This window comes from Diaphorobacter sp. (genome assembly GCF_050251835.1).
Taxonomy (GTDB): Bacteria; Pseudomonadota; Gammaproteobacteria; order Burkholderiales; family Burkholderiaceae_C; genus JBFXIE01.
This window is the reverse complement of sequence record NZ_JBFWLZ010000015.1, coordinates 37,420-57,931: the sequence shown is the minus strand read 5'-3', so window position 1 is coordinate 57,931 and position 20,512 is coordinate 37,420. Positions and strand designations below refer to the sequence as shown.

Genomic DNA, 20,512 nt, shown 5'->3' with positions numbered 1-20,512 from the left:
GGAGATGTCGATGAACCAAGAAACCACCACCCACCAGTGGCTGACAGGCCAACAAGCGCTCGCGCGGATCTCAGATAAGGAGCTCGCCAACGCCTTGGGCTACCAATCGCCCAATGTGATCCAGATGTTCAAGTCAGGACAAATGACGGTGCCCCTCACCAAAGTGCCAGAACTGGCAAATGCGTTGGACATCAACCCCGGCATGCTGATGCGTCGTCTGCTGCAAGATGCGGACCCTGGTCTGCTCCACGCTGTCGAGCATTGCGTTGGCCCACTCTGCTTGAGCGATGGTGAGAAGAAATTGATTGCCGCAATCCGCAAGGCGAACCCCGGCAAGGAGCCCGTGCCCATCATGTTCGACCGGAACGCAACCACCGAGCGAGTAATCGAAGCCACAGACTAAAGCGCCTATCACGTCGGCATAAGGACCTTGCCCCCTTATGCCGTCGTGCGTCGTACCGTGGCCCTCGGCGCCGTTTTTCCTGGATTGGCTGTGGGCGTTCTTATAGAGCCAGCCCAACCTGCTGTTGATTTCAACGCAAATCCCATCCACTACTGACGGTCAGTGGATCGCTTCTGGCTGGAAATCAACGCTACGCCTGCATCTCAAGGCCAGATCGGGAAGACCACAAAAGTCATCCCGCCCCATATCGGGCACTTCCACCGTGGGGCCGGAAGTGACCAAGCGTTCATAGCGGCTCACCCATCACAGCCACATCGTTGAAACCGGCAATGGGTCCTACCGCTTCCGCCGCAGCTCCAGGGAGGCCATCAGACGCAGATTTTCATCAGAAAGGTATTGCCCAACGCAGGCTTGAAAGCCCTGTCCGGGAAGCGAGACAATGACACTCTGATGAAAATACCCCCACTTAATCCCCTCAAAGTTTTTGAAGTCGTCGCGCGCACCAGCAATCTCACGCTCGCGGCAAGCGAGCTGAACGTGAGCCAATCGGCGGTGAGTCGCCAGGTGGCCGTACTGGAGGAATACCTGGGCGTACAACTCTTTTCGCGCGAGCGTGTGGGAGTGCGGCTTACTGAGGTCGGAGAGTCGTATGCGCGCAGAATCGGGCCGGTGTTTGAGGAGATTGCAGCCGCCACTGCGTTCATCACGCAGAAGTACTCCAACAACGTGATTCGACTGCGCACCTACACCACGCTCACGGCACGTTGGTTGATTCCGCGCCTGCCGCGTTTCAAGGCACAGCATCCGGAGGTGGAGGTTTCCATCCTCAATAGCAATGCGCCGCTGGATTTTGGGGCAGAGAAGTCCGATCTGGCCATCGTGCTGGGCAACGGCACATGGCCGGACGCCGAGGCCACCCTGCTGTTGGAGGACGTCGTGGAGCCGGTCTGCGCACCCGGTTTTATCGAGGGCGCAGCTACCCCCGAAGTGCTGCAAGGCAAGCGCCTGCTGATTTCCAGATACCGCAAGGACGACTGGCCACGCTGGCTCGAACATGCTGGGATGCCTGGCATTTTCGAGGGCGCCGAGAAGATGGTTTTCAGCAGTTCCCTTTTGACTTGGCAGGCAGCCATGGATGGCCTTGGCATCGCCATCGGTCAGAAGCACATGCTGGCTGCCGATTTCCAGGCTGGCCGCCTGGTACGCCCTTTTGCACGCCCACTGCGCACAGGGCAAGGGCACTACATCGTCACTCCAGCGCTGCAGCGCCACTCCGACAAGATCGTGGCCTTCAAGGACTGGCTGATGCACGAGGCAGGTCAGCCATAAAAAAGGAGCTGCCTGTGATTTTCTGGCAAAGGGTTAACGGGGCTTCGAAATTGAATCCCAGGCCAGTTGAACCCAAGGGTGTGCAAGGATGCTGCCTCATCGATGCGTTCACACCCTTGCAGGCAGTCGTTTCTTTTCAGGCGCGTATCAGGCGATAAATCACCGGGTAGTAGTTCATCGCATAGCCGCGGGTGCATGCCGCATCCAGCAGCGCTGCCGTGGCCTGGGCCACGGCCGGTGTGATGCCCGAGGCCTGCGCCAGGCTGAGCGCGAGCCGCAGGTCTTTGAGCGCGTAGGCGGTGGGAAAGAGTTTTTCGGGAAACTCGTTTGTGGCCAGCTTCTCGCCCGTGAGCCGTAGCGCGAACGAATCGGCGGAACCCTGTCGCAACACGCTGGCGAGCAACGCCTTGTCCACGCCAGCGGCCTCGGCAATCGCCATGGCTTCGGCCAGTGCGTTGACGGTGGACAGCAACACCATGTTGTTCATGATCTTGACCACTTGCCCGGCGCCAACGTCGCCGCAGAGCACCACGTCTGATCCCATGCAGCGCAGCCATGGCGCCACGGCCTCGAACAAGTCAGCCGGCCCGCCTACGGTAATGAGCAGCGTGCCGTTGTTCGCGGCCTCGCGGCTGCGGGCCACAGGGGCATCGAGAAAACGTACGCCATGCGCGGCCAGCCGCTCGGCCAGCGCGCGGATGCGCTGCACGTCGCTGGTGCTCATGTCCACCACGGTCTTGACTGTGCCTCCGGGAACGATGAGCGGCTCAGCGCCGAAGCACACGTCTTCCACCTGATCGATCGAAGGCAGCGAAAGGAACACCGTGTGCGCTGTCTGACGCAGCCTCGGCACGCTTGACGCCACCGCGCCCAGCGCTGTCAGGCGCGCCACGTTTTCGGCCTGAACGTCGGCTACGTGCACCGGCAACCCGCATTTGTGCAGCAGGTTGCGACACATGCCCTCGCCCATCACGCCCACACCGACGAAACCGAGCACCGGGCTCATGCCGACACCCCCAGGCGCACGCACTTGACGCGCAGGAATTCCTGCAGACCCTCAATGCCGCCTTCCGAGCCCAGGCCGCTGTCCTTGTGGCCACCGAAAGGCGTTTCGGGCAGTGAAGCCTGCCACTCATTGATGCAGACCACGCCGCTGTCGATTTCGCTGGCCAGGCGGTGGGCACGCCCCAGGTGGTTGGTGAAGGCATAGGACGCCAGGCCGAAAGGCAGGCGGTTGGCCTCGACGATGGCCTCTTCCAGCTCCACGAACGGGCTGATCAGCGCCACCGGGCCAAAGGGCTCGACGTTGGCGGCATCGCAATCGACCGAAGGTTGCACGATCACTGTGGGCCGATAGAAGAAGCCTTCAGTGCCGATGCGCTCGCCGCCCGTAGCGATGGTCAGGCCGCGGCTGCGCGCATCCTGAACCAGCTGATCGATGGCCTGCATGCGGCGCTGGTTCTTCAGCGGCCCCATGTGCGTGGCCGCATCAAACGGGTCACCCACCTTCAATGCTTCGGCAGCCTGCACGAAGTGCGAGCAAAAGGTGTCAAACACGCCCGCCTGCACCAGAAAGCGCGTGGGCGAGGTGCAGACCTGGCCCGCGTTGCGGTACTTGGTCGCCACGGCCATGCGGGCCACGCGGGCTACGTCGGCCGCATCAAGGTCATCGCAGACGATCACCGGCGCGTGGCCGCCCAGCTCCAGCGTGGCACGCTTCATGGTGCGCGCGGCCTGGGCACCAATCTGCTTGCCCACCGAGGTGGCGCCCGTGAAGGTGACCATGGCCACCTGCGGCGAGGAGCAGAGCTGGTCGGCAATGGCGCCGGGATCGCCAAACACCATGTTGACCACGCCGTCGGGCACGCCCGCGTCCTGCACCGCGTGGGCGATGTGCAACGCCACGCCGGCCGTTTCCTCCGAGGGTTTGATGACGATGGTGCATCCCGCCGCCAGCGCGCCGCTGATCTTGCGCGCAGGCGTGATGGCCGGCGCGTTCCAGCCCGCGAATGCGGCCACTACGCCGACGGGCTCCAGCACCACGGTCTGCGTGACGCCCCCGGTGCGGGCAGGAATGGTGCGGCCGTAGAGGCGCCGCGCCTCTTCGGCCGCCCATTCGAACATTTCGGCGGCGGTGACCACCTCCTTCTGCGCCTCGCCCAAGGGCTTGCCCAGTTCGAGCGCAATTTGCGTGCCGATAGCGTCGCCACGTTCGCGCATCAGGGCGGCCACCCGGCGCAGCATCGTCGATCGTTCCAGGGCAGAGGTCTTGCGCCAGGTTCGCAGCGCTTCACCTGCCGCATCGATGGCAGCCTGCACATCTGCTTGCGTTGCATGTGCGTAATCGCCTAGCGGATGGCCGGTGCTGGGGTTGATGACGATGAAATGCTGGGCGCAAGAGCCCTGGCGAAACTCGCCAGCGATCCATTGGGAGTACGACATGTTCATTAGTCCACCTTGATGTTGGCCGACTGGATCACTGCGGCCCAGCGCTCCGTCTGTGCCTTGATGTGGTCAGTGAACTGCTGGGGCGTTCCGGTGAGCGGGTATTGCTCCATGGCAGCCAGGCGGGCCACCACGTCCGGGCGGTTCATGATTTGATTCACGGCCGCGTTGAGCCTGGCCACGATGGGTTGGGGGATGCCTTTGGGTCCCATTAGCCCGTTCCACGGCTCGGCGGCGTAACCTTTGAAGCGCTGCTCGCCCAGCGTGGGCAGGCCTTCGCCGCCGCGCCCAGGCACGGCGCTGGCGGAGGCTAGCAGCCGCATCTTGCCTGCCTTGGCCTGCGGCAGTGCCACGGCACCCGCGAGGAAGGCGAAGTCCAGCCGACCCGCCACCAGGTCGGTGACTGCAGCTGAATCACCCTTGTAGGGGATGTGCACTGCATTGATCTTTGCCTCGTGCTTGAACCACTCGCCCGCGAGATGGTTGACCGCTCCGTTACCGGCAGAGCCGTAGCTCAATTGCGACGCAGGGTTGCGGCCTTGCTTGAGCAACTCGTCGAGCGAGGTGATGTTCGACGAGACGGGCGCTACCAGGAAGTAAGGGTAGCTGGCGACCAGGCCGATGGCCGTGAAGTCTCGAAGCGGGTCGTAGCCAGTCTTTTGCAGCGTGGGGATGATGGACAGTGTGCTGCTGCTGCCAAACATCAGCGTGTAGCCGTCGGGCGCAGCCTGCTTGACCTGCATGGCCGCCACGCCGCCAGAGGCTCCAGCCTTGTTGTCCACCACAAAGCTTTGCTTGAACTGGGTAGCAAGGTTGTCGGCCAATATGCGCGCCACCACGTCGGTGGGGCCGCCTGCGCTGAAGCCTACGACGATGGTGACAGGCCGAGTGGGCCAGTCGCTGCCAGCCGTCTGGGCGAAGGTCGCACTGCCGAGGGCCAGGGCCGCGCAGCCAAGAAGGAAGGAGCGCTTGCGTTGGTGGGGTGTATTCATGTCAATGTGTCTCCATAGAAAGAAAGAAGGTGTCAGGCGATACGCCAGGCGTAGACGCCTGGCACGCCTACGCTCGCGAAACGGGCGCAGACCGCGGGGTCGTGGCCGGGGACGATGAGGTCTTCGCCATCCGCCAGCTCGCGGATGCGTGCGTAGCCCGTCAGCATGTCGTCCAGGCTGAAGATGGCGGGGAATGGGTTCTGCAGCGCCAGGTTTTCGTAGTAGTGCGCCGCATCGGAGGCGAGAACCACCCAGCCACGCGCGGTGCGCACGCGCACCACCTGCAGGCCGTCGGTATGGCCGCCCACGCGGTGCAATTCAATGCCGTCACGTAGCAGGTGGAAGCCATCGACAAGCCTCACGTTGCCCTGGTACAGACGCTTGATGAGCACGGCCACGTCGTCGGTCGAGAAGAAGTGGTTCTGCTTTGGGTCGCACATGCAGTCGCCCGTGGCGTAGCGCACCTCGCGGTCCTGCACCCAGACAGTGGCGGCTGGGAATTCGCCAACATTGCCCGCGTGGTCATAGTGCAGGTGCGTGAGTACCACGTCGCCAATGGCATCGGGCGCGTAGCCCAGGCGGCGCAGTGACTCCAGCGGCGAGACCAGGTAGCGCCGCCCGCGCGCCAGCGCCGAGGCAGCGCTGAACCCGGTGTCCACCAGCACTGCGCCGCCGGGTCCAGTGATCAGCCAGACAAAGAAGTCCAGCGCCATGGGCGCCTCGGGGTCACCGGGGGCTGGGCGCAGAAAGTTGCTGCCCCGCGCCCGATCCACCGTGGCGTATTTCACCGCGAGGATCTGGTAACAGGCTTGGCTCATGGCGCGGTCATCACGGCTTGAGCAGAGAGCATTTGCTTTCGGCTGCGGAATGGAAAGCCTGCACGCCAGGAACCGTCTCCAGCACGGTGTAGTAGTCCCACGCGGCTTTCGACTCCTGCGGCGTCTTCACGCGCACGAGGTACATGTCGTGGATCATCTTGCCGTCGGCGCGAACCTTGCCGTTCTTGGCAAAGGCGTCCTGGATGGGCATGCTTTTGATCGCTTTCATCACGTCGGCAACGTTGTCGGACTTGGCCTTCTCCACCGCTTTCAGGTAGTTCAGCGTGGCGGAGTACTGCCCCGCCTGAAGTGCTGTAGGCATGCGTTTGGTGCGTTCGAAGAACTTGCGCGCAAACGCGCGCGAGGCGTCGTCCAGATCCCAATAGAACGACTCGGCAAACAGCATGCCGCCCGCGTCCTTCAAGCCCACGCCGTGCACGTCCATGATGCTCATGAGCATGGCCACGGTCTTCTGTCCGCCACTGGCCAGGCCAAACTCCTTGCCCTGCTTGATGGCGTTTTGCAGGTCGAGTCCTGCCGTGGCGATGGCCACCGCATTAGCTTTGCTGCCTTGCGCCTTGACGATGTAAGACGCGAAGTCATTACCTGGGAACGGGTAGCGCGACGAGCCCACAAATTTCCCGCCGGCCGCTTCAATGAATTGCTTGCCGTCGTTCTCCAGCGAGTGTCCAAAGGCGTAGTCCGCTGTGAGGTAGTACCAGGACTTGGCGCCTGCCTTCACCAAAGACTGAGTGCCCACTTTGGCCAGGGAGTAGGTGTCGTACACCCAGTGCAGGTTGTTGGGCGTGCAATCCTCGTTGGAGATGCGCACCGCACCGGCGCCGGTGACGATGGACATGCGCCCCTTGTCCTGCGCAAGCTTCATCGCTGCCAGTGCGACGGCGCTGTTGCCCAGTTCGGTCACGGCGTCCACCTGGTCGCGGTCGAACCATTCGCGCACGCGGGCAGATCCCACGTCGGCCTTGTTCTGGTGGTCGGCAGTAACCAACTGAATCGGATGGCCGAGCACCTTGCCGCCAAACTCCGCGATGGCAATTTCGGTGGCGACGATGGATCCTTTTCCAACGTTGTCCATAAAGGGGCCGTTGAGGTCGGTCAGCACGCCGATCTTGACAATGCCGTCCGAGATGCTTGCGCTCTTGTCCTGCGCGGGTGCGAACGCTGCGGTGGTGAGCAGCGCGGTGGCGAGAGCCACCTTGGTGTAAGTGGATTGCATGCTTGTCTCCTGTTGATTTATTGATTGGTTGAGGGTGTTGGTGGAACAGCGGGGCGTTACATCCGCAGCGGCGGCAGACCGTTGGATTCGGCCCAGAAATCCGTCATGCAAGAGGTGTCCTGCCCATCTTTGCCAGCATGGCGGGCAAGCTGGAACATGCTGCGCGCCAGGTTGCCCATGGGCAACGAAATGCCGGCAGACTGCGCTGCCTGGCAGGCCAGCGTGAGGTCCTTGAAGCCCAGGGCGATGTCGAAACCCGGCGTCAGGTCGCCGCGCAGTACCTTCACGGGCCACTTTTCCTTGAGTTGGCCGTTCGACGCCGTGGTGCCCGTGAGCACCTCAAAAGTCTTGCGCGTATCCAGTCCCAGCGCGTTGGCCAGCACCAGGGCCTCGGAGTTGAGCTGGCAGTAGCACAGCACCATCAGGTTGTTGATGAGCTTCATGCGCGTGCCGCTGCCTGGATTGCCGCAGTGCAGCACGGTGGTTCCCATTTGCAGCAGCAGTGGCTCCAGCGTGAGGCGGTCGTCCTCGGCGGCACCCAGCATGAAAAGTGATTCGCCGCGATCGGCATGTGCGGCCAGGCGGCCTACGGGGGCGTCAGCGAAATGCACGCTGCGCTCGCGCGATGCGCGGGCCAGTTCATCCACTGTGTCCGTGTCGATGGTGCTCAGTTCCACCAGAAAGCTGCCGCTGCGCAGACCGTCCAGCACGCCGCCCTCACCCAGGATCACGGCGCGCGATTGCTTGGGGCCGGGCAGCATGGTGAACACCACGTCTGCGCCGGCGGCCAGTTCCCTGACGTTGGCCGCGCGCGAGGCACCTTGCGCCACAAGCGCGTCCACAGGGGCGCTCTGAAGGTCGTGCACCGTGAGATGAACGCCCTTGCGCAACAGGTGAGAGGCCAAGGCAAAGCCCATTCGGCCAAGGCCGATGAATCCGACTTTCATGATGTTCCTTAGGAGGTTTGAATACGTTGCAACACAGGAAGCAGGTGGCGCAGGAATTCCTGCGGCGCCTCGCTCATCGGGAAGTGCCCCAGACCCGGCATGATCTGAAGCTGTGCACCGGGAATCAGGCGCGCCAGTTCCTCACTGTCTTCGGGCGTGCACGAGTAGTCGTATTCGCCTGTGAGCAGGTAGAGCGGGCAGCGCGCGGTGTCGATCCGCTGCACGCGTCCACGCAGGTCACCCTCGCCCGTGTAGAAGTGCAGGTCGCCTTTGAACACGCCAGGGCCGCTTTGCATGTAGTGCCATAGCGTCTCCCAGCGGTCGCGCAGCGGCGCACCCGGCCCGATCAGACCAGAGACGATGCCGGCGCAGACCTCACCGCCGTGCACGTCGGGCCGGTGCAGCCAGTTCAGGTCGTAGTAAGGATGGACATGCGCGCCAGATTGCAGACCTATCAGTGCCTTGAAACGCTCCGGCTGCTGCAACGCCAGGTGCAGCACCACCCGCCCGCCGATCGAGCAGCCCATGGCAATGGGTCGATCGATCTGCATCGCATCCATGAACGCCAGAATGGTCTGAACATAGAGCGTACTGGTCAGCTGGTATTCATGTGTCTGCCAGCCCTCGGGTGGAGAGGATTTTCCGTGCCAGGGCAAATCGAAGCAGATCACCTGGTGGCTTGCCGTCAGTTCAGGCGAGTTGAGCAGCGCGCGGTACTGGCGTGTGTCGCTGCCGGCCGTGTGCAGGCACAACAGGGGTTGCCCGCGGCCAGCCGTCTCGTAATACACGCGGCACATGCGGCCCGCGATCTCGAAGTTCACGTAGCCGCCGGTCACGGCCTCTTTTTCAACGCGCATGGAGTTGCCCTCCGAGCCGCTGGATCAGCTCCTTGAAGTACAGCAGATTGCTCATGAAGATGGTGGGGTCACCCTCGACCCGCAGGGTCTTGAACTTGACCATGGCCATCAGGTCGTGAAAGCGCGGTTGCGGCTTATCCGCCCAGAAGCGCTGCCAGGCGTCTTCACCAGCGACCAGCGCAAAAGTCCAGCAGGGCATGACGTGGGGGCCGCGCTGAACGTGCGTCACATGCCCATCGCGAAGGGTGACGAGGTATTCCTCCTCGCCTTTCTTGATCATGAAGGTCACGTTGACCCAGCGGCCGCGGTAAGTCAGCCAGTCGTCAGCACGGCCTTGGGTGTAGCCATCAGTGGTTTGCATGAATATTTGTCTCCTGGGGGGAATGTTCCATACCGCCGTCTGAGTCACAACCGACAATTTGTTGTGGAGGAATGAGCTTTGGTCATGGCTGCCGCGAGTGCGCGCCATCGCGACGGTGAATCCCCCATAGGTGGTATGCCGGTCGCACCAGAATCAGCACCGCGACCAGGCGCGTCACCTGCAGGGCAGTGACGACGGGTACGCCCAGCTGCAGCGCCTTGGCGGTGATGGACATCTCCGTCATACCGCCAGGTGCCGTGCCCAAAATGGCAGTGGCCGGATGCAGCCCTGTGACCCATGCCAGAAACGCGGCAAAAGCAGCGCAGGCAGCGATCAAGCCCAAGGTGCCAAGCGCAACGTGCGCAAGCCAGCGTGGTGCGGTGTGCAGAAATTGTGGACTGAAGCGCACCCCCAGGCTGACGCCGATGACCAGCTGGGCAGTGTTGGACAGCAGCGTAGGCACGGTCGCAGGGGCCGTTTCGCTGGCGGCCAGTCCGATAGCCACCAGCAACGAACCGAGGAACCAGGGGTTGGGCAGGCGAAGCAGCTTCAGGGTCAGGCCGCCTGCCACCGTGAACAGCGCCAGCCATGCTCCGCCAGCCACCGTGAAGGACATCGCGCTGGCCTGTGGGGCAACATCCACCGCCTCCAGGCTCCACCAGGACTTCGCCAGCAGCATGCCAAACGGCATGACCAGCACCACGATCAACATGCGCAGGCTGTGTGAGGCGGCCACGAGGTCGGTACGCGCGCCCTCCTTCTCGGCGAGCAGCGTCATCTCGGATGCCGCGCCGATGGCGCCCGCGAAGTAGGCCGAGGGTCGCAGCGACTCATCGGGCACGCCGCGCAACCGGCCTGCGCAGGAGCGGTACAGCCAGTCTGCATACACCATGCCAAGCGCCAGCGACCAGGCAACCGCCGCCAGCACCGCCCACCACAGATTGACCAGCTGGGTCACGATGGCGGGCGTGAAATACAAGCCCAGCGACGCTCCCATCACCCATTGACCACCGTTGCGCAACCGCAGGCTGCTGCAGGTCGGCAGGCCAGCCAGCGTGGCCAGCGCCGTCGCGAGCAGCGGGCCGAGCATCCATGGCACAGGCATGTGCATGCGGCGGCAAATTTCGGCGGCCGCCCACGCCAGCAGCAGTGTGAGAAGTTTGGCTTTGGCGCTGTGCATCGGCCGTCACAGGTCCAGCAGGTTCACGCGCGCGTCCAGCGCCCAAAGACCGTCCAGCAAGCTGCGCGCGCGCACGTCGCCCACCACCGGCGCGGCCAGTTCCATGAACTTGCCGGAAAGTTCTTCGTCCGTCAGCGGTTGCTCAGGGTCGCCTTTGCGCGTAGGTTGCAGGTATTCGCCCTGCCGACCGTCCGTGGCAATCAAGCGCAGGCGCGCGGCCCGTTGGCCTGGAAAACGGGCGTCCAGTGCCGGATCGACGCTGAGCCGGATGCGCGTCATCAGGGCGCGGATGTCCGCATTGGCCAGCCGCTCGGGCGTGAAGGCCGACAGGCGCACGCTGCCGTGGATCAGGGCCGTTGCCACCACAAAAGGGATGGAGAAACGTGCCTCGGCAGCGGTGCGGGGATTGAAGTTGCCCGCCACTGCCAGCGCCGGGCCGTAGGTGGCCACCTCGATGGCATCCAGCTCTTGCCAGCGCACGCCCATGCGCGTTTGCAACGCTAGCGCACCGTCGATGGGTGCAAAGGTATGGCCGCAGCAGGCGTGGTTTTTGAAAGTCATGCGGGTGATGTGGAAGTCCTGCCCCAGCGTGGCGGTGGCCAGTTTCCAGTCGGGCCCGTCGCCCATGGCGCGGCCCATGCCGGCGTCGCCGTCGAGCACATCCAGCGAGCCGGTCACGCCGCGCTCGGCGGCCAGGGCGGCCAGCACCCCTGCTTCGGCGGCATGGCCCGCGTGCAGCGGCTTGGACATGGAATCCATGCGAAACGCCTGCTGTAACCCCGCTGCAAAGGTGGCGCCCGTGCACAGCGCGTGCGCGTGGCGCTCGGCGTCCAGCCCCAGCAGCGTGGCGGCGGCCGATGCCGCGCCAAAGGTGCCCACCGTGCCCGTGTTGTGCCAGTAGCGGTAGTGCGTGCGCCCCAGCGCGGCGCCGATGCGCGTCGAGACTTCGTAGCCCGCCACCACAGCGCGGATCAATTGCAGCCCGGTGGCCTGGCGCGCCTGGGCCAGCGCCAGCGCAGCGGCAATCGTGGGTGCGCCGGGGTGGTAGATGGCCTCGCGGTAAATGTCGTCCACCTCTACGGTGTGGGCGGCGGTGCCGTTGATGAGCGCCGCCGTGCGCACGGTGGCAGCGCGGCCCAGGGCCAGCCGGGCGTCGCCCCGATCCAGGTCTTCGGCCAGCGCCTGCTCCAGCAATGTGGGGGGCGACTCAATAGCGCCGGGCAGCAGCGCCGCATACCAATCCACGATGGTGCGCTTGGCATGGTGGATGACTTCTGGCGCGAGGGGGGACTGGTTCAGGGACGAGGCGAATTCGGCAAAGCGTTGGGCAGCGGTCATGGGGTGCAGCAAAGGTGTTGGCATGGGGGCGATGGTCGTGCCTGTCAGCGCGGTTGTGAACTTCGCAGAAGTGGTGGTGGTATGAGTATTTGTAGGGGCTCCTGACAAAACACGAAGTTCTCAAAACCGGGGAGCGTCGGCACCATGCAGACCACTTTCATCCCATACAGGAACGCACATGGATTTCAAACTCAGCGAAGAGCACCAGGCATTTGCCGATTCGGTGGCCCGTTTTGCCCAGGACAAGCTCAAGGACGGCGCACTGGCGCGCGCGCACTCACCCCATTACCCCTGGGAAACGGCTGCACTGCTGGCCGAACAGGGTCTTTTGGGCATTGCCTTTCCCGAGGCTGATGGCGGCCAGGGTGGCACATTGATGCACGCGGTGCTGGCCATCGAGCAGATTGCGCTGGCCTGCCCCAAGAGCGCAGACATCGTGCAGGCGGGCAACTTTGGCCCCATCCGCACCTTTGTCGAGTACGCCACGCCCGAGCAAAAGCAGCGCTTTCTGCCCGACCTGCTGGCGGGCCGCAAATTGATCTCGCTGGGGATGAGCGAGCCCGATGCGGGCTCTGCCGTCACGGAGTTGAAAACCAGCGCCCGCCAAGACGGTGACCACTACGTCATCAACGGCAGCAAGGTGTTCTCCACCCACAGCCCGGAGGCGGAGCTGTTCCTGATCTACGTGCGCTTTGGCCCTGGCGTGGGCGGCATCGGATCGGTGCTGGTCGAGCGCGGCACCCCCGGGTTCCAGGTGGGCACGCCTTCCAACTTCATGAACGGCGAGCAATGGTCCCAACTCTATTTCGATGAGTGCCGCATCCCGGCCGCCAATGTGCTGCTGGGTCCTGGCGGCTTCAAGAAGCAAATTTCCGGCTTCAACGTGGAGCGCCTGGGCAACTCCTCGCGCGCATTGGCTCTGGGCCGCTATGCCTTCAACGCGGCGCGTGAGCATGCCCTGACGCGCAAGCAGTTCGGGCGCGAGCTGTGCGAGTTCCAGGGCCTGCAGTGGAAGTTTGCCGACATGGCCATGAAGCTGGAACAGGCGCAATTGATGCTGTACCGCGCGGCCATGGAGGGCGAGCATGGCCTGCCCAGCGCCCAAAGCACGGCCATGGCCAAGCTGGCTTGCAACATGGCCGGCTGGGAGGTATCCAACGACGCGCTGCAGGTGATGGGCGGCATGGGCTTCAGCCAGGAGTCGCTGGTGGAGTACTGCGTGCGCCGCACGCGCGGCTGGATGATCGCCGGGGGCTCTATCGAAATCCTGAAGAACCGCATCGCCGAAGGCGTGTTTGGCCGCACGTTCTCGCAGCGTCCCAGCAAAGACTGAAAACTACAAATCAAGGAGACAAATATGAATCGTCGCAACTTTTCGGTGGCCGCCTGCGCTGCGCTGACTATGGGTATGGCCAGTGGCGCCATGGCCGATGCCGCCTACCCTTCTAAGCCGGTACGTGTCATCGTGGGCTATTCCGCGGGTGGGCCTACCGATCTGGTTGCGCGCATGATCGCAGCGCATCTACAGACACGGCTAGGTCAGCCGTTTGTTGTGGACAACCGCCCCGGCGCAGGCTCAAACATCGCATCCGAAGCTGTGGCCGCTGCCCCTGCCGACGGCTACACCTTGCTGGTGGCGGCGGCACCGCTCACGATGAACAGCTATGTCTATAAGAAGCTGAAGTTCGATGCCGTCAAGAGCTTTACGCCGATTTCCAAGCTGTCCTCCTCGCCCGGCGTGCTGGCAGTGCGACCCGATCTCAATGTGGGCAATGTCCAGGATCTCATCGCGCTGGCAAAAAAGGAGCCCGGAAAGCTCACTTACGGCACCACCGGCCTGGGTGGGTCGCAACACATGGCGACTGAATTGCTCCAACGCCTGGCGGGCGTGCAGCTCACGCACATTCCCTACAAAGGGGCCAGCAATGTGATGACGGATTTGATTGCCGGGCATGTGGATCTGGCTTTTGTGTCCGCCAGCGGTGCCATGCCGCACCTGCAGGCGGGCAAGGTCAAGTCCCTGGCGGTGGCTGGACCGCTGCGTCTGTCGGGACTGCCCGACGTGCCCACCTTCACGCAGGCCGGCTTTCCGGCCATGGTCTCAGATTCCTGGAACGGCCTGCTGGCCCCAGCGGGCACGCCCCCCGCCATCATCAAGAAACTACATGCAGCGGCCGTGGAGGCCCTGCAGACTCCTGAAATCAAGGTCAAGCTTGAGTCCCTGGGCGCTGTCATGATCGGCAACAGCCCGGAGGAGTTTCGCAACGACATCCAGCGCGAGGTTGCGCAGTGGGGCGAGCAGTTCAAAACCATCAAGATCGACGCGCAATGACACTACACAAAGATTCCACAGCAGCACTGGCACAGGCGCTGCTCCATCCGGCCAGCATCGCCCTTTATGGCGCGTCTGACGACGTCAGCAAAATGGGAGGCAGGCCTGTGCAGTTCCTGAAGCGTTCGGGCTTCTCCGGTCGCATCTATCCCATCAATCCCAAGCGTTCGGAAATCCAGGGCCTCAAGGCTTGGCCCAGCCTGCAAAGCCTGCCCGAGGTGCCTGACCAGGTTTTTGTACTCACGCCCACAGATACCGTGATTCCTGCTGTGCGCGAATGCGCGGCCCTCGGCGTGAAGGTGGTCACCATCTTGGCAAGCGGCTTTTCCGAATCCGGCACTGAGGGCGTGCAGCGTGAGGAAGAACTGCGCCAGATCGCCCGCGAGACGGGCATTCGCATCCTCGGCCCGAGCAGCCTGGGCGTGGTCAACCCGCGCACAGGCCTGGTGCTCACGGCCAACGCAGCCTTTGCCGAACCGGATATCCCACCCGGCAAGGTGTTCGTCGCATCGCACAGCGGCAGCATGATCGGTGCGCTGGTGTCACGCGGTAAAGCGCGGGGCGTGGGGTTTGCCGGTCTGGTGTCGGTAGGCAGCGAGGTGGACTTGAACGTAGGCGACATCTGCGCCGCCACGCTGGACGACCCGGCCATCGAGGGCTACCTGCTGTTTCTGGAGAGCCTGCGCCACGGCCCAGAATTGCGCGCCTTCGCGCGCGCTGCGCACCTGGCGGGCAAGCCAGTAATCGCCTACAAGCTCGGGCGCAGCGCTGCTGCTGCCGAGATGGCCACCACCCACACTGGCGCCATTGCGGGCGAAGACGACATCGCCGACGCCTTCTTCAAAGACCTGGGTATTGCCCGCGTGGGGGTGCTGGACGCGCTGCTGGAAACCTTCCCGCTGGCGCGGCGAATTCCGCTGGAGAGCGCACCCAAGCGCGTGGGCGTGGTCACCACCACCGGCGGCGGTGCAGCCATGGCAGTGGATCAGCTGGGCATCCGGGGCGTGGTGGTGGAGCCGCCCTCAGCCGCGACACTCAAGCGCCTGGAGCAGGCTGGCCTGCCCTGCACACCGGGCCGCGTGCTCGATATGACGCTGGCGGGCACCAAGTACGAAACCATGAAGGGCACGCTGGACATTTTGCTCACCGCGCCTGAATTTGATCTGGTGCTGGCCGTGGTGGGCTCGTCGGCGCGCTTTCAGCCGCAGCTGGCGGTCAAGCCCATCGTGGAATGCGCCGGGCAGCCCAAGCCGCTGGCCGCCATGCTGGTACCCGACGCACCCGAGGCGCTGGCCGCGCTCACCGCAGCGGGCGTACCGTGCTTTCGCTCGCCCGAGGCCTGTGGCGACGCTATTGCCGCCGTGCTGGCGCGTCGCCAGCCGGGCCAAGAGCCGCAGTTGCCCGCCCCAGGTGCAGCGCGCACCCTGAGCGAGGCCGACGCCTACGGCATCCTCGACGCCCTGGGCGTGCCGCACGCGCCCGCCGTGCTGCGCCGCTTTGGCAGCGAAGCCGCACCGCTGCCCTTTGCCTACCCCGTGGTGGCCAAGGTGTGCTCGGCGGACATCCCGCACAAAACCGAGGTCGGCGGCGTGCTGCTGAACATTGCCAGCGATGCGGAGCTGGCCGCTGCCATGGCCACGCTGCGGCGCAACCTGGACGAGAAAGCCCCACAAGCTGCCTGCGACGAAGTGCTGGTGCAGCCCATGCAAAAAGGCTTGGGTGAGGTGCTGGTGGGCTACCGCGTGGACGCGGACGCTGGCCCCATCATCATGCTGGCCGCAGGCGGCATCTGGGCCGAGGTGGCCAAAGACCGCAGCATCCGCCTGGCGCCGGTGACGGTGGAAACGGCGCGCGAGATGATCGCCGAGGTCAATGCCCTGAAACCGCTGACCGGCCTGCGTGGCAAGGCGCGGGGCGATCTGGAATCTCTGGCGCATACCGTGAGCGCGCTGTCGCAACTGGCCTTGAAACCGGAAATGCGTGTTGCGGAAGCTGAAGTCAATCCGCTCCTGATACTGCCCGAGGGGCAAGGGGTGACTGCCGTGGATGCGTTGGTATTTCAGCATGTTTGAAAGCTGCTAGCTGCACGTGGGTGCAATTGCACTCACGTCCAGGGACAGCGGTCGCTGGAAACCTTCCTCCTGCTGGAGCATGCTGCTGACCAGGTTGTGCTCGCGCAGCAATGTCTGCCGCTCATGGCCTGTGAACTGACTCCCCTGATCGGAATGCGCCGTGAGGGCCCGCTTGGGCTGGCGACGCCACTAGGCCATCAACCGCGCATCAAAAGTGAGGCCGGTGTCGATCCGGCTCCCCATCGACCAGCCCACTGACGCGATGACAGACGGTAGTTTTACCGCGCAAACAAGGTTGCGTGATTGGCCCCTTGCCCGATGACACGCATCGCAGTGCTCACCACCCCGACTACCCACGCCCCGCTGCGCTGGCATGCAGACAGATGGCGGCGGCTGCGCCAACATTGAGGGACTCTTCCCCGCCGGGCTGGGCGATACGGATATGGCGACTGGCGCGTTGCTGCAGTGCAGCCGATACGCCCTGCCCTTCGTGCCCCATGATCCAGCCGCAGGGCCAGGGCAGCGCTGCGCGGTGCAGGTAGTCGCCCTCGTGCGAACTGGTGGCAAGCAAGGGTATGCGAAGACCGTCGATGTCCTGCACGTCCAGGCCCTCCACCAGCCGCAGCGCAAAATGCGCACCCATGCCGGCGCGCAGCACCTTGGGCGCCCACAGGGCTGCCGTGCCCTTGACAGCAGCGATCTGCGTGAAGCCGAAGGCCGAGGCGCTGCGCAAAATGGAGCCCACGTTGCCCGCATCCTGCAAGCGGTCAAGCACCACGGTGGGAGCGTGCAGGTCCAACCCGCATGCGGCCGGCATATCCAACACGAAGCCCATGTGCGCGGGCGACTCCAGGGCGCTGATGTCGGCCCAGAGCGTGTCAGCGATTACTACGTTTTTTGTAGCTGCCTGCGCATATTCCGCGGGCGCTACAGGCCAAAAAGACTCAGAAAAAACAGCAATGGCGGGGCTTTGGCCCCGCGCAAGAGCCGCGCTGCACAGGTGGTCGCCCTCCAGCCAGACGCGGGCCTGCTTGCGGTAGGCCGTGCTGTCTTGCGCCAGGCGGCGCAGGTCTTTGAGCAGCGCGTTGTCGCGCGAATGGATGACAGTCGGGGGGGTACGCATGAAGGCGAAAAAAACAGGGACAGGCGCAGTTCAGGGCTGGGCGTGAGGCTGCATCAACAGAGCCCGCGCCACCGGTGAAAAGCTGCGCCGATGCTGCGGGCAGGCGCCGTGGGCCTGTAGCGCAGCCAGATGTTCAGCCGTGGGATAGCCCTTGTGACCAGCAAAACCGTACATCGGATATTGGGTGTGCAGCTCGACGCACATGTGGTCGCGCGTGACTTTGGCAAGGATGGAGGCCGCCGCGATGGACGCCACGCGCCCGTCACCCTTGACGATGGCTTCTGCGGGCATGTCGAGTTGCGGCAGGCGGTTGCCGTCCACCAGTGCCAGCGTCGGCCTGAGGCGCAGGCCCTGCACGGCACGTCGCATGGCCAGCATAGTGGCCTGCAGGATGTTGAGCCGGTCAATCTCTTCCACGCTGGCCTGGGCGATGCTGCAGCACAGGGCCTTGGCGCGGATTTGGTCGTACAGCGCCTCGCGCCGCGCGGCGGTGAGTGTCTTGGAGTCCGCCAGACCGGCAATCGGCTGCAGGTCGTCCAGGATGACCGCTGCCGCAACCACCGGGCCGGCCAACGGGCCGCGGCCGGCTTCGTCCACCCCGGCCACCAGGCCTGTGGCATGCCAGTTGAAGGCTTTTTGTTCAGGCAAGGATTTTCTGGATGGCATCTGCGGCAAGGCGTGGAGTGTCGCGCAGCAACTGCTGGTGCAGGGCCGTGAAGCGCTGCTCGAGCTGCGCGATGCGCTCGGGATTGCGGGTGCGTGCATCCAGCCATTGCGTGACGGCTTCAGCCAATGCCTGCGGACTGGCGGCGTCCTGCAGCAGTTCGGGCACGACGAAGTCTCCGCACAGGATGTTGGGCAGGCCCACCCAGGGCTGCAGCTGCTTGCGACGCATCAGGCGCCAGCTGATGGGGTGCATGTGGTAAGCGATGACCATGGGGCGCTTGAAAAGCGCCGCCTCCAGTGTCGCGGTGCCGCTGGCAATCAGCGTGACGTCACAGGCGGCCAGCACCTGGTGCGACTGGCCGGTGACGATGGTCAGCGACTGCAGCACGCCGCATTCGCGTGCAATCTGCTCGATGCGCGAACGCAGCGCGGGCACGGCGGGCACTACTATTTTTATAGCTGGTCGCGCTTGTTTTATAAGGGCTGCAGCCTTAAAAAAGGGCTGTGCTATGTAGGCCACTTCGGCCGATCGGCTGCCCGGCAGGATGGCCAGCACCTCATCGTGCGCCGCCAGGCCCAGCTGCGCGCGCGCAGCCAGGCGGTCGGGCTGCATGGGGATGACGCCCGCCAGCGGGTGGCCCACGTAGGTGGCAGCGATGCCGTGGCGCGCCAGCAATTCGGGCTCGAAGGGAAAGATGCACAGTACATGGTCGGCGCTGGCGCGTATTTTTTCGACGCGGTTGGCGCGCCACGCCCAGATGGACGGGCAGACGAAATGCACCGTCTTGACACCGGCGGCGCGCAGGTCCGCCTCCAGCCCCAGGTTGAAATCGGGCGCATCGACGCCGATGAACACGTCAGGCTTGTCCGCCAGCAGCCTGGCGCGCAACTGCCTGCGTATCTTCAGGATGCCCAGCAGGCGCCGCACCAGTTCGGTGCTGTAGCCATGCACCGCCAGGCGCTCGCTGGGCCACCAGGCATCAAAGCCGCGCTCTTGCATGCGTGGGCCGCCAATGCCCGCGCTGGTCACGTCAGGCCACTGCGCCTGCAGACCATCCAGCAGCAAGCCTGCCAGCAAGTCGCCGGACGTCTCGCCGGCCACCATCGCAACGCGCGGGGAATGCACATTCATGGCGCCGAGCGACCCTCAGCGCGCAATGCCGCGCTGCGACGCCACGATGAAGTCGCGCAGCAATGCAATGTCGCCTTCGGCCTCGGGGTGCGAATGCGGCACTTCGTCCATGGCCGACAGCGCAGCTTCCAGCGTCAGACCCTGGCGATACAGAAGGCGGTGGGCCTGCTTGATGCCGGCGATGCGCTGCGCAGAAAAGCCGCGCCGGCGCAGTCCTTCAAGATTGAGCCCGCGCACGGTCAGAGGGTTGCCGTCCACCATCATGAACGGCGGCACGTCCTGCGCGATGCGGCTGGCAAAGCCCGCCATGACATGCGCGCCAATGCGGCAAAACTGGTGCACACCCGTCAAGCCGCCGATGATGGCCTGGTCGCCCACGTGCACATGCCCCGCCAGCGTGGCGTTGTTGGCCAGGATGGTCTGGTTGCCCACCACGCAGTCGTGCGCAATGTGCACATAGGCCATGATCCAGTTGTCGTCGCCAATACGGGTCACGGCACTGTCTTGCACCGTGCCGGTGTTGAAGGTGCAGAACTCGCGAATGGTGTTGCGATGCCCGATCTCCAGTCGCGTGGGCTCGCCCGCGTACTTCTTGTCTTGCGGTGCGGCGCCCAGGGAGCTGAACTGAAAAATGCGGTTGTCTTCACCGATGCGCGTATGCCCCTCGATCACGCAGTGCGCGCCCACCGAGGTGCGCGCGCCTATGCTGACATGGGGGCCGATGATCGCGTACGGGCCAATGACGACGGATGGGCCGAGCTGCGCCGCAGGATCGACGATTGCGGTGGTATGAATGGTGGTCACTGAACCGCCCCAGGGTGGTGCCGACGTCAGACCACTGAACGCATGGTGCACATGATCTCGGCTTCGCAGGCAACGCTGTCGCCTACGCGAGCCACGGCCTTGAACTTGTAGATGCCGCCCTTGATGCGGTCGAGCGCGACATCCAAAATGAGCTGGTCGCCAGGCTCCACAGGGCGCTTGAATCGCGCGCCATCAATGCCGACAAAATAAAACACCTTGTCGTCGCCAGGCGCCTCGCCCATCATGTCGAAAGACAGCAAGCCTGCCGCCTGGGCCAGCGCTTCGAGGATCAGCACCCCCGGCATCACCGGACGCGCCGGAAAATGCCCCGTAAAGAACGGCTCGTTGATGGTGACGTTCTTGATCGCCTGGATGTGCTTGCCGCGTTCAAGCTCGATGACCCGATCTACCAGCAAAAACGGATAGCGGTGGGGCAGGAGTTTGAGAATTTGGTGGATATCCATCATTTTTTGTAG

General features: G+C 64.1%; 20 protein-coding genes and 2 pseudogenes. 6 read left to right on the top strand and 16 right to left on the bottom strand.

The features are described 5' to 3' along the window. Nucleotides 1-10: 10 nt before the first annotated feature. The 3 genes and pseudogenes from AB7E35_RS07460 (at nucleotide 11) to AB7E35_RS07450 (ending at nucleotide 1,732) form a co-directional block, all read left to right on the top strand. Entirely contained in the window at nucleotides 11-403 is a 393-nt protein-coding gene (locus AB7E35_RS07460; protein ID WP_428167335.1) for a hypothetical protein, read from the top strand. A 292-nt stretch (nucleotides 404-695) separates the two neighbouring features. Continuing rightward, a pseudogene (locus AB7E35_RS07455) lies at nucleotides 696-818 on the top strand (AAA family ATPase); the annotation flags it as partial. Nucleotides 819-853: 35 nt separating this feature from the next. After that, complete coding sequence (locus AB7E35_RS07450) at nucleotides 854-1,732, top strand: LysR substrate-binding domain-containing protein (protein WP_428163315.1); 879 nt, start codon at nucleotides 854-856, stop codon at nucleotides 1,730-1,732. Between the two features lie 136 nt (nucleotides 1,733-1,868). Here AB7E35_RS07450 and AB7E35_RS07445 read toward each other — a convergent pair whose 3' ends face one another. The 10 genes from AB7E35_RS07445 to AB7E35_RS07400 form a co-directional block, all read right to left on the bottom strand. After that, nucleotides 1,869-2,738 (bottom strand): NAD(P)-dependent oxidoreductase, encoded by an 870-nt coding sequence (locus tag AB7E35_RS07445; protein ID WP_428163316.1) that lies wholly within the window; start codon nucleotides 2,736-2,738, stop codon nucleotides 1,869-1,871. Further along, the gene (locus tag AB7E35_RS07440; protein WP_428163317.1) at nucleotides 2,735-4,174 is read right to left on the bottom strand and encodes an NAD-dependent succinate-semialdehyde dehydrogenase; all 1,440 of its coding nucleotides are present in this window, start codon (nucleotides 4,172-4,174) and stop codon (nucleotides 2,735-2,737) included. The genes AB7E35_RS07445 and AB7E35_RS07440 overlap by 4 nt, the downstream gene beginning before the upstream one ends. 5 nt (nucleotides 4,175-4,179) lie before the next feature. Further along, complete coding sequence (locus AB7E35_RS07435; RefSeq protein WP_428167334.1) at nucleotides 4,180-5,169, bottom strand: Bug family tripartite tricarboxylate transporter substrate binding protein; 990 nt, start codon at nucleotides 5,167-5,169, stop codon at nucleotides 4,180-4,182. Between the two features lie 32 nt (nucleotides 5,170-5,201). Beyond that, on the bottom strand, nucleotides 5,202-5,987 hold the full coding sequence (locus AB7E35_RS07430; protein WP_428167333.1) for an N-acyl homoserine lactonase family protein: 786 nt from the start codon (nucleotides 5,985-5,987) through the stop codon (nucleotides 5,202-5,204). A 10-nt stretch (nucleotides 5,988-5,997) separates the two neighbouring features. Next, a complete protein-coding gene (locus AB7E35_RS07425; protein ID WP_428167332.1) occupies nucleotides 5,998-7,224 on the bottom strand; it encodes an ABC transporter substrate-binding protein in 1,227 nt (408 codons plus the stop codon). 56 nt (nucleotides 7,225-7,280) lie between these two features. Beyond that, nucleotides 7,281-8,171, bottom strand: a complete 891-nt coding sequence (locus tag AB7E35_RS07420) for an NAD(P)-dependent oxidoreductase (RefSeq protein ID WP_428163321.1) — start codon at nucleotides 8,169-8,171, stop codon at nucleotides 7,281-7,283. An 8-nt stretch (nucleotides 8,172-8,179) separates the two neighbouring features. Next, the gene (locus AB7E35_RS07415) at nucleotides 8,180-9,028 is read right to left on the bottom strand and encodes an alpha/beta fold hydrolase (protein ID WP_428163322.1); all 849 of its coding nucleotides are present in this window, start codon (nucleotides 9,026-9,028) and stop codon (nucleotides 8,180-8,182) included. Continuing rightward, nucleotides 9,018-9,389, bottom strand: coding sequence for a hypothetical protein (locus AB7E35_RS07410; RefSeq protein ID WP_428167331.1), 372 nt, complete (start codon nucleotides 9,387-9,389; stop codon nucleotides 9,018-9,020). The genes AB7E35_RS07415 and AB7E35_RS07410 overlap by 11 nt, the downstream gene beginning before the upstream one ends. An 82-nt stretch (nucleotides 9,390-9,471) precedes the next feature. Then, nucleotides 9,472-10,569, bottom strand: a complete 1,098-nt coding sequence (locus AB7E35_RS07405) for an AbrB family transcriptional regulator (RefSeq protein WP_428167330.1) — start codon at nucleotides 10,567-10,569, stop codon at nucleotides 9,472-9,474. A 6-nt stretch (nucleotides 10,570-10,575) separates the two neighbouring features. Further along, complete coding sequence (locus AB7E35_RS07400) at nucleotides 10,576-11,907, bottom strand: MmgE/PrpD family protein (RefSeq protein WP_428163325.1); 1,332 nt, start codon at nucleotides 11,905-11,907, stop codon at nucleotides 10,576-10,578. A gap of 178 nt (nucleotides 11,908-12,085) precedes the next feature. Between AB7E35_RS07400 and AB7E35_RS07395 the strand changes: the two genes are divergently transcribed. From AB7E35_RS07395 to AB7E35_RS07385, 3 genes are read left to right on the top strand one after another with little or no spacing between them, the layout of a single operon-like run. Continuing rightward, on the top strand, nucleotides 12,086-13,240 hold the full coding sequence (locus AB7E35_RS07395; RefSeq protein ID WP_428163326.1) for an acyl-CoA dehydrogenase family protein: 1,155 nt from the start codon (nucleotides 12,086-12,088) through the stop codon (nucleotides 13,238-13,240). A 24-nt stretch (nucleotides 13,241-13,264) separates the two neighbouring features. Next, entirely contained in the window at nucleotides 13,265-14,239 is a 975-nt protein-coding gene (locus tag AB7E35_RS07390; protein WP_428167329.1) for a Bug family tripartite tricarboxylate transporter substrate binding protein, read from the top strand. After that, the gene (locus AB7E35_RS07385; protein WP_428163328.1) at nucleotides 14,236-16,311 is read left to right on the top strand and encodes an acetate--CoA ligase family protein; all 2,076 of its coding nucleotides are present in this window, start codon (nucleotides 14,236-14,238) and stop codon (nucleotides 16,309-16,311) included. The genes AB7E35_RS07390 and AB7E35_RS07385 overlap by 4 nt, the downstream gene beginning before the upstream one ends. 78 nt (nucleotides 16,312-16,389) lie before the next feature. Here AB7E35_RS07385 and AB7E35_RS07380 read toward each other — a convergent pair. From AB7E35_RS07380 to fabZ, 6 genes and pseudogenes are all read right to left on the bottom strand, one after another. Next, nucleotides 16,390-16,566 (bottom strand): annotated as a pseudogene (locus AB7E35_RS07380) (DDE-type integrase/transposase/recombinase); the annotation flags it as partial. 94 nt (nucleotides 16,567-16,660) lie between these two features. After that, complete coding sequence (locus tag AB7E35_RS07375; protein ID WP_428163329.1) at nucleotides 16,661-17,434, bottom strand: TrmH family RNA methyltransferase; 774 nt, start codon at nucleotides 17,432-17,434, stop codon at nucleotides 16,661-16,663. A 30-nt stretch (nucleotides 17,435-17,464) separates the two neighbouring features. Then, entirely contained in the window at nucleotides 17,465-18,100 is a 636-nt protein-coding gene (rnhB, locus tag AB7E35_RS07370; RefSeq protein ID WP_428163330.1) for a ribonuclease HII, read from the bottom strand. Next, a complete protein-coding gene (gene lpxB, locus AB7E35_RS07365) occupies nucleotides 18,075-19,232 on the bottom strand; it encodes a lipid-A-disaccharide synthase (protein WP_428163331.1) in 1,158 nt (385 codons plus the stop codon). The genes rnhB and lpxB overlap by 26 nt, the downstream gene beginning before the upstream one ends. Before the next feature lie 15 nt (nucleotides 19,233-19,247). Beyond that, entirely contained in the window at nucleotides 19,248-20,036 is a 789-nt protein-coding gene (lpxA, locus tag AB7E35_RS07360; protein ID WP_428163332.1) for an acyl-ACP--UDP-N-acetylglucosamine O-acyltransferase, read from the bottom strand. Nucleotides 20,037-20,062: 26 nt separating this feature from the next. Next, nucleotides 20,063-20,503 carry a 3-hydroxyacyl-ACP dehydratase FabZ gene (gene fabZ, locus AB7E35_RS07355; RefSeq protein WP_428163333.1) on the bottom strand — a complete coding sequence of 147 codons (441 nt, stop codon included), beginning with the start codon at nucleotides 20,501-20,503 and terminating at the stop codon, nucleotides 20,063-20,065. Between the last annotated feature and the right edge of the window lie 9 nt (nucleotides 20,504-20,512).

Coding starts and splice junctions, on each gene's coding strand:
- AB7E35_RS07410 (WP_428167331.1), bottom strand. CDS start 9,389: ATGCAAACCACTGATGGCTACACCCAAGGCCGTGCTGACGACTGGCTG.
- AB7E35_RS07460 (WP_428167335.1), top strand. CDS start 11: ATGAACCAAGAAACCACCACCCACCAGTGGCTGACAGGCCAACAAGCG.
- AB7E35_RS07400 (WP_428163325.1), bottom strand. CDS start 11,907: ATGACCGCTGCCCAACGCTTTGCCGAATTCGCCTCGTCCCTGAACCAG.
- AB7E35_RS07440 (WP_428163317.1), bottom strand. CDS start 4,174: ATGTCGTACTCCCAATGGATCGCTGGCGAGTTTCGCCAGGGCTCTTGC.
- AB7E35_RS07435 (WP_428167334.1), bottom strand. CDS start 5,169: ATGAATACACCCCACCAACGCAAGCGCTCCTTCCTTCTTGGCTGCGCG.
- AB7E35_RS07375 (WP_428163329.1), bottom strand. CDS start 17,434: ATGCGTACCCCCCCGACTGTCATCCATTCGCGCGACAACGCGCTGCTC.
- AB7E35_RS07415 (WP_428163322.1), bottom strand. CDS start 9,028: ATGCGCGTTGAAAAAGAGGCCGTGACCGGCGGCTACGTGAACTTCGAG.
- fabZ (WP_428163333.1), bottom strand. CDS start 20,503: ATGATGGATATCCACCAAATTCTCAAACTCCTGCCCCACCGCTATCCG.
- AB7E35_RS07390 (WP_428167329.1), top strand. CDS start 13,265: ATGAATCGTCGCAACTTTTCGGTGGCCGCCTGCGCTGCGCTGACTATG.
- AB7E35_RS07450 (WP_428163315.1), top strand. CDS start 854: ATGAAAATACCCCCACTTAATCCCCTCAAAGTTTTTGAAGTCGTCGCG.
- AB7E35_RS07425 (WP_428167332.1), bottom strand. CDS start 7,224: ATGCAATCCACTTACACCAAGGTGGCTCTCGCCACCGCGCTGCTCACC.
- AB7E35_RS07405 (WP_428167330.1), bottom strand. CDS start 10,569: ATGCACAGCGCCAAAGCCAAACTTCTCACACTGCTGCTGGCGTGGGCG.
- AB7E35_RS07445 (WP_428163316.1), bottom strand. CDS start 2,738: ATGAGCCCGGTGCTCGGTTTCGTCGGTGTGGGCGTGATGGGCGAGGGC.
- AB7E35_RS07420 (WP_428163321.1), bottom strand. CDS start 8,171: ATGAAAGTCGGATTCATCGGCCTTGGCCGAATGGGCTTTGCCTTGGCC.
- AB7E35_RS07430 (WP_428167333.1), bottom strand. CDS start 5,987: ATGAGCCAAGCCTGTTACCAGATCCTCGCGGTGAAATACGCCACGGTG.
- lpxB (WP_428163331.1), bottom strand. CDS start 19,232: ATGAATGTGCATTCCCCGCGCGTTGCGATGGTGGCCGGCGAGACGTCC.
- AB7E35_RS07395 (WP_428163326.1), top strand. CDS start 12,086: ATGGATTTCAAACTCAGCGAAGAGCACCAGGCATTTGCCGATTCGGTG.
- rnhB (WP_428163330.1), bottom strand. CDS start 18,100: ATGCCATCCAGAAAATCCTTGCCTGAACAAAAAGCCTTCAACTGGCAT.
- AB7E35_RS07385 (WP_428163328.1), top strand. CDS start 14,236: ATGACACTACACAAAGATTCCACAGCAGCACTGGCACAGGCGCTGCTC.